This window comes from Gemmiger formicilis, from assembly GCF_016901605.1.
In the GTDB taxonomy this organism is placed as follows: domain Bacteria; phylum Bacillota; class Clostridia; order Oscillospirales; family Ruminococcaceae; genus Gemmiger; species Gemmiger formicilis_B.
Genome location: NZ_JACJKP010001045.1, coordinates 1 through 216, shown reverse-complemented (window position 1 = coordinate 216; position 216 = coordinate 1). Strand labels below are relative to the sequence as shown.

Below are 216 nucleotides of genomic sequence, written 5' to 3'. Positions count from 1 at the left end.
ACCCGGTCTGTATCCTGCATTTGCCGGGCGCAGCCAAGGACCGGCAGCTGAAACTGATTTACCGCCGGTATACCCAAAATGGCAGTTTCCCGCCACCGGCCAAAGTTCATCGGCACTTTGTCCGCGCTGCGGAATCAGTGTTTTGATAACGGTTTCCAGCCGCTGGGTCAGATCTTTTCGATTTCGTGGTGACATAGGCCCTCCTTGTGTAACTTA

At 54.2% G+C, this 216-nt stretch carries 1 pseudogene; it reads right to left on the bottom strand.

The features are described from left to right. Nucleotides 1-195 (bottom strand): annotated as a pseudogene (locus tag H6B10_RS17695) (hypothetical protein); the annotation flags it as partial. Nucleotides 196-216 lie beyond the last annotated feature (21 nt).